This window comes from Microcoleus sp. B7-D4, assembly GCF_036705125.1.
Taxonomy (GTDB): Bacteria; Cyanobacteriota; Cyanobacteriia; order Cyanobacteriales; family Microcoleaceae; genus Microcoleus.
In genome coordinates this window covers 1-8,372 of the sequence record NZ_JAUBTT010000177.1, presented here as the reverse complement: position 1 = coordinate 8,372, position 8,372 = coordinate 1, and the positions used below count along the sequence as shown (strand labels likewise).

The 8,372-nt window shown below is 48.1% G+C and carries 9 protein-coding genes; 7 read left to right on the top strand and 2 right to left on the bottom strand.

Translation table 11 applies throughout. From position 1 onward, the window contains the following. Positions 1-265: 265 nt before the first annotated feature. Both QUB12_RS35890 and QUB12_RS35885 read left to right on the top strand, forming a co-directional pair. Positions 266-550 carry a ribbon-helix-helix domain-containing protein gene (locus QUB12_RS35890; RefSeq protein WP_333107861.1) on the top strand — a complete coding sequence of 95 codons (285 nt, stop codon included), beginning with the start codon at positions 266-268 and terminating at the stop codon, positions 548-550. A gap of 100 nt (positions 551-650) precedes the next feature. Beyond that, positions 651-1,055, top strand: coding sequence for a hypothetical protein (locus tag QUB12_RS35885; protein ID WP_333107860.1), 405 nt, complete (start codon positions 651-653; stop codon positions 1,053-1,055). Between the two features lie 33 nt (positions 1,056-1,088). On the opposite strand, the gene QUB12_RS35880 is transcribed toward QUB12_RS35885, so the two are convergent. Further along, positions 1,089-1,250: a hypothetical protein gene (locus QUB12_RS35880; RefSeq protein ID WP_333310887.1), complete on the bottom strand. Its 162-nt coding sequence runs from the start codon at positions 1,248-1,250 to the stop codon at positions 1,089-1,091. 86 nt (positions 1,251-1,336) lie between these two features. On the opposite strand from QUB12_RS35880, the gene QUB12_RS35875 reads away from it, so the two are divergent. The 5 genes from QUB12_RS35875 to QUB12_RS35855 all read left to right on the top strand — a co-directional run bounded on the left by QUB12_RS35875 (position 1,337) and on the right by QUB12_RS35855 (position 7,614). Next, positions 1,337-1,978, top strand: coding sequence for a Uma2 family endonuclease (locus QUB12_RS35875; RefSeq protein ID WP_333310885.1), 642 nt, complete (start codon positions 1,337-1,339; stop codon positions 1,976-1,978). Positions 1,979-2,493: 515 nt separating this feature from the next. Then, complete coding sequence (locus QUB12_RS35870) at positions 2,494-2,673, top strand: hypothetical protein (protein ID WP_333310883.1); 180 nt, start codon at positions 2,494-2,496, stop codon at positions 2,671-2,673. 217 nt (positions 2,674-2,890) lie between these two features. Beyond that, positions 2,891-6,292, top strand: a complete 3,402-nt coding sequence (locus tag QUB12_RS35865) for a plasmid replication protein, CyRepA1 family (RefSeq protein WP_333310881.1) — start codon at positions 2,891-2,893, stop codon at positions 6,290-6,292. Then, positions 6,286-6,783 (top strand): hypothetical protein, encoded by a 498-nt coding sequence (locus tag QUB12_RS35860; protein WP_333310879.1) that lies wholly within the window; start codon positions 6,286-6,288, stop codon positions 6,781-6,783. The genes QUB12_RS35865 and QUB12_RS35860 overlap by 7 nt, the downstream gene beginning before the upstream one ends. 672 nt (positions 6,784-7,455) lie before the next feature. Beyond that, positions 7,456-7,614, top strand: coding sequence for a hypothetical protein (locus QUB12_RS35855; RefSeq protein WP_333310877.1), 159 nt, complete (start codon positions 7,456-7,458; stop codon positions 7,612-7,614). A gap of 49 nt (positions 7,615-7,663) precedes the next feature. Here QUB12_RS35855 and QUB12_RS35850 read toward each other — a convergent pair whose 3' ends face one another. Then, positions 7,664-8,059 (bottom strand): hypothetical protein, encoded by a 396-nt coding sequence (locus QUB12_RS35850; protein WP_333310875.1) that lies wholly within the window; start codon positions 8,057-8,059, stop codon positions 7,664-7,666. Positions 8,060-8,372: the final 313 nt, after the last annotated feature.

Genomic DNA, 8,372 nt, shown 5'->3' with positions numbered 1-8,372 from the left:
TTCACAATGGGTAATCGATAACTGGTAACTGGTAACTGGAATCACCCTTTACCCTAATTACCAACACTATAAACGGCGTCAATCACAGCCTGGTTTTTAAGTTCCATAGTTTCGCCTGCTTTGGGAGAATCAATTCAGAATCGATTTGGAATCGATTCTGATATGCGCTATCATAGCACATCACATCATGGTTGCAAATAGTACAATCAAAACAGAAGGTGACAGAACATAGCATGATGGAAGGAGAGATATTGAATATGAACTAATGAGTAGAAAACTAAATGCTGTAATTCCCGATGAAACTTGGGAAGCTTTAGATGAGATAGCTAACCGCGAAATGCGTACCAAAAGCCAGATGGCAGCAATCCTTTTAGGAGAAGCGATTGCAGAGTACCGCAAGCGGCATTCTTTAAAAAATACCGAGGCTGACTTAGCAGATGCTGCCGATCGCACATCCGACCCGCAGCCACCAGAACCGGAGCCAACCGCAACCAAGCCAGCAACCGCAGGAACAGCCAAGCGGGGCAAGGCAAGTAAAAGTGCTAGTTAATGTCTAGCGAATATCTAGCAGATGTCTAGCAAAGGAAACGTCACAATTCAACCCAAACCATGCCGATCGCCATTCCTTGACCTCTATTACGCAGAAGTAAATGAATAGTTCCAATGATCGATTAGACCGAATAGAAGCAATCCTTGCAGCCACCGCAGTGCAGCAGCAGGCAAATACCGAGGCTCTGACCAGGCTGGAAGCTCAGACTTTTGCCAACTCCGAGGCGATCGGGCGGTTGGAAGTTCAAACTCTTGCCAATGCGACAGCCATAGATCGCCTGACCGATCGCATTGACCAACTGACCGATCGCGTTGACCGACTGGCTCAACGTTTTGACGGTCTGGTTTCAGCAATCGGGAGCCATCAAGAAGCGCTGAGGCTGATTTCCCAGCAGAACAACGAATGGCGAGAGCAAATGCGAATCATTCAAACAGAAATTCGCGACCTCTGGCAGTACCTCAATAACCAGCTCCGTAACCGTGGCAACGGCGGCGGGCAAAACTGAAGCGGCTGCCGATCAGGTGTGGGTGTGGGGAATTTAGGGACGATCGCCCTTGGGAGTTGGGGCGGTGCGGACGATCGGCTTCTTAACAAAGCTTGGTATAAACTCCCGATCGCACATCCGAACCGCAGCCAACAGAACCGGAGCCCACAGCACCCAAGCCAGCGACAGCACCGAAAGCCAAGCGGGGTAAGGCAAGTAAAGGTGCTAGTTAATGTCTAGCAGGTATCTAGCAAGTATCTAGCAAGTATCTAGCAAATGTCTAGCAAAGGAAACAGGCAACCATGATCCAAACCCAAACCAAAACAGAAACAGTCACATTTGATGAGTTTGTCGCTTGGTATCCAGAGAACTCTGTCCACCGCTACGAACTACACCACGGAGTTATTGTTGAAATGCCTTTAGGAACCGGCAACCATTCCAACGTTACGGGCTTTATTACAAGTGAAATCAATTTTGAAATCAGGCGACTGCAATTGCCTTGCTCCATCCCCGGTGACTGCCTGCTCAAGCCCATCCGCAACGAGGCTGGCTACCAGCCAGATACTATTGTCCTCAACCAAACTGCATTTGCTTCCGAGCCCCGCTGGGAAAAAGAATCAATCATCACGATGGGGTCTTCGGTACGACTGGCTGTAGAGGTCGTCAGCACGAACTGGCGGGACGATTACCATCTCAAATTCGCTGACTATGAAGAGATGGGCATCCCCGAATACTGGATTGTGGACTATCTCGGATTGGGCGGTCGCAAGTTCATCGGCACTCCCAAACAACCCACTCTCTCGGTTTGCCAGTTGGTAGATGGAGAGTACCAGGTCACACAGTTTAGGGGGGACGATCTGATTGAGTCGCTAGCTTTCCCAGAACTAAGGTTGACGGCTGAGCTGATTTTTCGGGCCGGGATGCCCGCAAGCGGGTTGAGCTAGAACGATGGGACATTCTGGCGGCGGGCAAAATTGAAGCGATCGCCCTTGGGGAGTTGGGGTTGTGCGGTCAATCGCCCTGCCGACCCGCACTCGCAACAAAAACCCGCACTCGCAAGAAAATCTAGCGATGCGGCAAAGAAAATCAAAAGATGGCTCTAGGAAAACTTAGAAAATTCTAGAAAAACTTGACAAATACTTTGCGGGTAAGGGACTCGCACAATGATTTTTCTTAGTAAACGAATCACGAATCGGTCATAATCGGTCACAAAATATCCCAGTTTTGCCACACTTTTGACACAATATCGGCTGATATTGCTATCCCCGATAGTTGCGCTGGCAAACTATCAAGGGGCGGGAGCTGTTCGATCGACGCTGTATGGAATCGGCGGATTTGCTGCTTTACTACACAAATTGTGTATAATTGCGCCAATTCGTGTAGTGTGGCGCAAAAAAGCTTGATCCAAAATGATTAGTACAGTACCATTATCGGTAACTCTAAAGCGAGGATGCGAAAAATGGCGCGAAGATGGAAGCATTCAGTAACAGTTTACCTATCTGAGGCAGAATATCTATTAGTTACAGGCAAAGCATCGCAATTAGAAACTTCTAGTTCGAGCTTTACTAAGCAAGCGCTTAAGACTTATATAAAACACATAGAAAAGCATCTTCAAGATGCCGAACCTATTGCAGCGTAAGGCTTACACGCATTTTTTCCACTCGTTTTAAGACAAAAAAATCGCTGCACCTTTAAGAGAGGCGAAGCGAACAGATTTATAAATAGTAATTTCAGTATATAGTAGTCCGTCTACTATTTGTCCGCAAATTGTTTACAAATTTGCGGACAGACCACGAACAGTAGCCAGCCTCTCTTAAATATCGGTGTAGCGGGTCAACCTTTCACGGAACCCCGCTATGGATACCATTTTAAACGAAACCGTTCAGTTTAGTCAAGAGTCGGCAACTTTAGAGAATTTTGGCGAAGATTACGCAGAATATGTGAATCAACGCTGCTACGAGGATGTTGTGGTGCGATCGGGAGTTGCCCCCGACATCTTCCGCCTGAACTTTGAGCCTGCGATCGGAACCCCTGTATATGAGCAGGTTTTTGCCGACAGCGACAAGGCCACCAACAGCGGCCGCAGCATAGAAGCGGCTCGGAATCTTGCCCGGTGTAATGGAAGTCAGGGATATTTCCTTGGCCCAAATTTTTACATACTCTCCGATCTAGCCGGAGCCACAAAAGCGGCCAGAAACGGGATTATCAAATCAGAGGGAATTTTTCGACCTGCGGGCCCTGCTGCTGGTGGCTGGATAGCTAATGGTCGCTTTCGCCAACTCACAGGCGCACCGATCGCACTAGATGAAAAAGGCAAAGAGCGTCGGTATTTTCAGTCAATTGGAAAATCCTTAGAGTTATTCTTCCCCGCTGTTACGGTTCCAATCTGGGAATCAATAGCCGAAAAAGCTGGCTTACCCATGCCAGAATTTCCCGTGGTAGGAGTTGGCGGGAAAGCATTATATTTCTGGGAATGGGTTGAGAGTAGCGGTTGCCCGATCGTCATCACTGAAGGAGAAAAAAAGGCAGCTTTGCTAGTTAGTCGCGGATACGCGGCAATCGGTCTACCAGGAATCACAACCGGTTATAGAGTAACCGAGCGTGGCGAAACCATCACAAAACCCGACGGAACACAATATCAAAAAGCAATTGCCCACGAACTGCACGAAGCGCTTAAACCCTTTGATACCAACGGACGTGTCGTATTTTTTACCTTCGACTACCGCGACGGGAATTGTTTTGAAACCCCAGAATTCAAAGCTGCCAGCACTACATCTCGACTGTTTGCTAACGTTACCTGCAAAATTGCCCTTCTCCCCGGCCCTCATAAAGCGATCGATGATTTTGCTGTGGCAGGCGGTGATGTAGATGCACTTCTATCGGGAGCTAAAGACTACCAGAAGCTAAGGATTGAGGCCCAATGGCGACGCAATCGGCAATATACTCCAGATCGCGCCATTAACTCGCGCTATTTTCACGCCTCCGCACCAGCATCCGGCACAATTACGGGCATTTTAAGTGGTTTAGCGACGGGCAAGACTCAATGGCTCAAAGATATCATTGCCAGTAATCCAGAAGGCAGAATCATCGTTTTAGGGAGTCGAAACGGTCTGCTGCTACAGACAGCCGAGAAATGTGGGTTTTACCATCTCAACGCCCACAACGGTTATCAGATGTTCAAAGACCCCAACGCCAGACTCTGCCTGTGCTTTGATTCTTTGCTCAAGCTTCCTGCTGAGATTTTTGAGGGGGCAACAATAATTCTTGACGAGGCAGAAAGCGTTCTCAGACATTTATTGATGAGTTCCACCTTGAGGCGCGATCGGGAAGCTATCAAAGAGCGATTTAGTCAGGGGTGTCAGGATGCCGATCGAATTATCTTACTAGACGGGCACCTCACCGACTATACAGTCTCAATGGTCGCGAAAATTGCCGGGAACAAGCGGGTAATCAAGCATTTGAACGAATACAAGGGAAATTGCCCGAAAGCCCGCGTTTTCGAGACTGAGAGCGGGAAACCAACAGCCGCCGAAAAACAGGCTTTTATCAACCTCATAGAAAACTCCGGTTGCCCCGCAATAGCGACCGATTTTTCTGTGCCGGAAGCTGAAGCCCTTGCCATTACTCTCACAGAGAGATTCGGAAAGGGCTTGCTTATTTGTTCCAAAAACTCGACAGACCCCGATCAGGTTGAATTCCAAACTGACCCAGATGCTTGGATTGAGAAAAATAATCCGGCCTGGATTATCTATACCCCAACTCTTGAAAACGGCATTGACATCAGCATTCTCGAATGGTGTACCGACGTGTTCGGTTTGTTCTGCGGGGTTTTGGGTGTAAATTCCTTGATTCAGATGCTGCGGCGGGTGCGGCATCCTCTTAATGGAATCTCTATTTTATGCCCTGGTTTTGGGCTTCAAAACTCCGATCGCACTTCTTACTATGCCAATCAAATCAACCTTCAAATTCAGTTAAATATTGACATTGAGAAGGGATTATTAGGGGCTGAAGAATATATGGAGGATATCAAGGCCCAACTTGAGCGCCAATACTCAGATCCACTTTTTAAAGCTTATTGCCACTTTGAAGCACAGGAGAATCTAGAGAAATCTGAACTCAGAGAATTTCTCGTGCAAGCTTTAGTGGCGGATGGGTACGAAGTCGATCGCCCATCGATCGGGATTGACGAATCAGGGAGGCACATAGAAAACAAGATTCTCTGTAAGGAAAAAGAAGCACAGGAAATTTTCGAGGCTCCTGACATATCCGTAGAGGAAGCACAGGAAATATCCCGCAGTAACAAAGCAAGCTGGCCCGAAAGATGCCAAGCGGAAAAATGCCGACTTAAGACCCAATTACCGGGGATTGAGGATACAGGACTTTGGAATTGGCAATTTGTACACCGGGTCAGGTTTGATGACCGATCGCTCCTAACGCAACTAGAGACAGCGTGGCTCTTCAATAATCCAGAAGAAGCCGAACTGTTGCAGCGAAGCAAATGGGAGACGGGAAAGCTGGAAAGTTCGCTGTCTGACCATAGCTCCCGCTGGCTCAAGCTTAAGACTCTTAGCGAGCTTAAGCTTAGGCAATTTTTAGACCCCGAACGCACTTGGTCGGAGAAATCCCCCGAAATACAGGAAATGCTGAGATGGGGAAAAAACAAGGATGTCGCGAAAATATTAGGGAATCCCGGCAAGAGCGGCATCAAGTACGTTAGCCGACTTCTGAGGCAGATCGGCGTGACTCTAATAAGTCGGCAAGTAAGGGGGGAAGGTAAAGATCGACTTTATACCTACCACTACCAGCCTGAAGCCACAACAAAGTTAACAAAAAAAGGCCCCATCCGCGTATGCTCCCTACCCGAAAATTGGCACGAACTTTCTGCTCTGACAGCGGCCAGAATGAGTCAAAAAGTCGAAGCTAAAAAGGCTGCTACAAAAACGGCTGAAACTTCCGCCCCATATAGTTTAAATGCTGTCATAGATGGTTGTGAGTTTATTAATACTCAAATAGAACCATCTATGACAAAAACCACCCCAGAAAATACGACGGCGGGCGAGGCTTCGGCAGAGACGGGGCCACCGACAAGTAAAGGTAGGCTGGGATGGGTTTTGCGTTGGGGGCGGGAATGGGTGCGGGCAAGATTCCTTGCCACCACAGACGGCGCTCAGTTGCGAATGCTGATAGAGCAAGTTGGCGGCTGGGGTGAGACTCTGGCATGGCCGCATCAAATCCGCTGGGAGGACGCATCATGCTAGAACCTACCCAACAGTCCCGATCGCCCGCACAGCAAGATCCCGCCACCCACGCCGAGTGCTTAGGCTTTATCCGCGCCGCAATTGCCAGCAACGATCACACAACAGCCCACCACATCGCAGCAGTAGTCAAGAAAGTCTGCGAATCGGGCCACGCCGATCGCACACAAATCTGGCGCGACCTTACCGAATCAGAGCAAACCCAATACCGCGAACTATTGGCCCCGCCGCCAATTGTGCAGAGTTTTGCACGGCGGATTCTAGAAGCTACTGGCTGGCAGTCTCCCGGTGTAGCGGCGGGTGTTGATTGTGACTTGCACCAGGCGATCGACCGTGGCGACTTTGATGAGGCAGATGTGGTGGAGGTTGTGGGCGATCGGCACTTCCTAGATTTTCAGGAATTGGTCGCGCGTTGCCCAAAATATTTTAGCGAACTCTCCGCACCGTCGATCAAAGCCGCCACCAAAAAAATAGCTAATTTTTGTGTGTCCTAAAGTCAGGCAAGTGCAGTATAAAGTCAGGCAAGTGCAGTATAAAGTCAGGCGGAAAGCAGGTATTTGCAGGAACTGCACTTTACCTGTATTTACCGGGAAATATCCTGCAAACGCCTGACTTTTTCGGTCAAATTGCTGCTTTTTTGTGCTGTTCGTGCCTTGGCTTGTTGAGGCTGGTTATGGCTGTTTAGTTTTGCTAGCAAGCAATGTTTTTGTGATCACAAACCGTGACTAATGTGTGCAGAGAAAACTATCCACCCCCATCAATATTGAGCATACTGCTGACCCACAGTTCAACCCCTGTTGATATGGAATAAGGAACGACTCGCGAGTGGCTACTGAAGCCCAAATACATCAATAAGAGCGGTAAGGTATGGGACAGGGACGGCGAACTAATTTTTTGTGGGAATGTATTAGCGATCGCTCTTTACGGCAAGAGATTACTGCTTGTAAGTAGTAGGACACAATTAATTACACAAAACTTTGGGCGACAAGCCTTGTCTAGTAAAAAACAGCAAAAAATCAGTGTGTAATTAATTCTGTCCAATTACTTACTCATAACGTGGAGAATTATAACCGCCATTAATAGGTGGAAGTCGAGCGACTACTGTAAACCGAGCGACTACTGTAAACCGAGTCAGGGGGTAAATTTTTATCCGACTGTCAAGCTTTATGAGACAACAACAGTTTAGCCGATTGCAAAGCGCGAGTCCGACAACAGCAATTTATGCAACTGTCAAGGCTGACATAACGGCTGCTACGCTGCCAATTTTCTCACACTTGCTCAACTTGATTTTTAATTCAATTCCGATGCCGCCACTTGACTATTAAATCAATTCAGTTTTTGTTAAAAACGCTAAAAAATTAGCTAATTGTTGCGTCAGCTAAAGTCAGGGATTTGCAGTATAAAGTCAGGCAAGTGCAGTATAAAGTCAGGCAAGTGCAGTATAAAGTCAGGCGTTTGCAGGGGGTGCACTTTACCTGCAAATGCCTGTAAATATCCTGCAAACGCCTGACTTTTTCGGTCAAATTGCTGCTTTTTTGTGCTGTTCGTGCCTTTGCTTGTTGAGGCTGCTTTGGGCTGTTCTCTCTCGGTAGCAAGCAATGTTTTTGTGATCACAAACCCGACTTTTACGTGCAGAAACAAAAACGATGCACCCTTATGAATGGGGAATCTTAAGTGCAAGGCGATCGCGCTCTTGCTGGCTATCGGACGAACGATTCCCTCGCCATCATCGACATCAGCCGGCTGCTTCGCTTGCAAACAGGAGGGCAAGGCGCGATCGCGTCAGGCATCCGCCGCCGATACTCAACAGCACCAACTCGAATGTGTCGTGCGATGCTCGGCTCCATCGTAAAGGCGGCTGCCCTGTACACCAATTGGCTCGCTCTTGGCTTCAATATCGACTCACGCGAGCGAGTGTACAGCGAGCGTCAAAGTCCAAACTGCCCCCGCCCGACTTTCGAGCCTTGGCTGTCGAAAGTGAACGATCACTAACTTCAACTCCCAAGAATTCCTATGGCACTCTTGCAAAAACCATAAAAACCATAAATTGATCATTTTTACCCCCCTATAACGTCTATTTGAC

What these genes read in the sequence shown, in the direction of transcription:
- QUB12_RS35890 (WP_333107861.1), top strand. Translation starts at nt 266, where the DNA reads ATGAGTAGAAAACTAAATGCTGTAATTCCCGATGAAACTTGGGAAGCT.
- QUB12_RS35885 (WP_333107860.1), top strand. Translation starts at nt 651, where the DNA reads ATGAATAGTTCCAATGATCGATTAGACCGAATAGAAGCAATCCTTGCA.
- QUB12_RS35875 (WP_333310885.1), top strand. Translation starts at nt 1,337, where the DNA reads ATGATCCAAACCCAAACCAAAACAGAAACAGTCACATTTGATGAGTTT.
- QUB12_RS35870 (WP_333310883.1), top strand. Translation starts at nt 2,494, where the DNA reads ATGGCGCGAAGATGGAAGCATTCAGTAACAGTTTACCTATCTGAGGCA.
- QUB12_RS35865 (WP_333310881.1), top strand. Translation starts at nt 2,891, where the DNA reads ATGGATACCATTTTAAACGAAACCGTTCAGTTTAGTCAAGAGTCGGCA.
- QUB12_RS35860 (WP_333310879.1), top strand. Translation starts at nt 6,286, where the DNA reads ATGCTAGAACCTACCCAACAGTCCCGATCGCCCGCACAGCAAGATCCC.
- QUB12_RS35855 (WP_333310877.1), top strand. Translation starts at nt 7,456, where the DNA reads ATGAGACAACAACAGTTTAGCCGATTGCAAAGCGCGAGTCCGACAACA.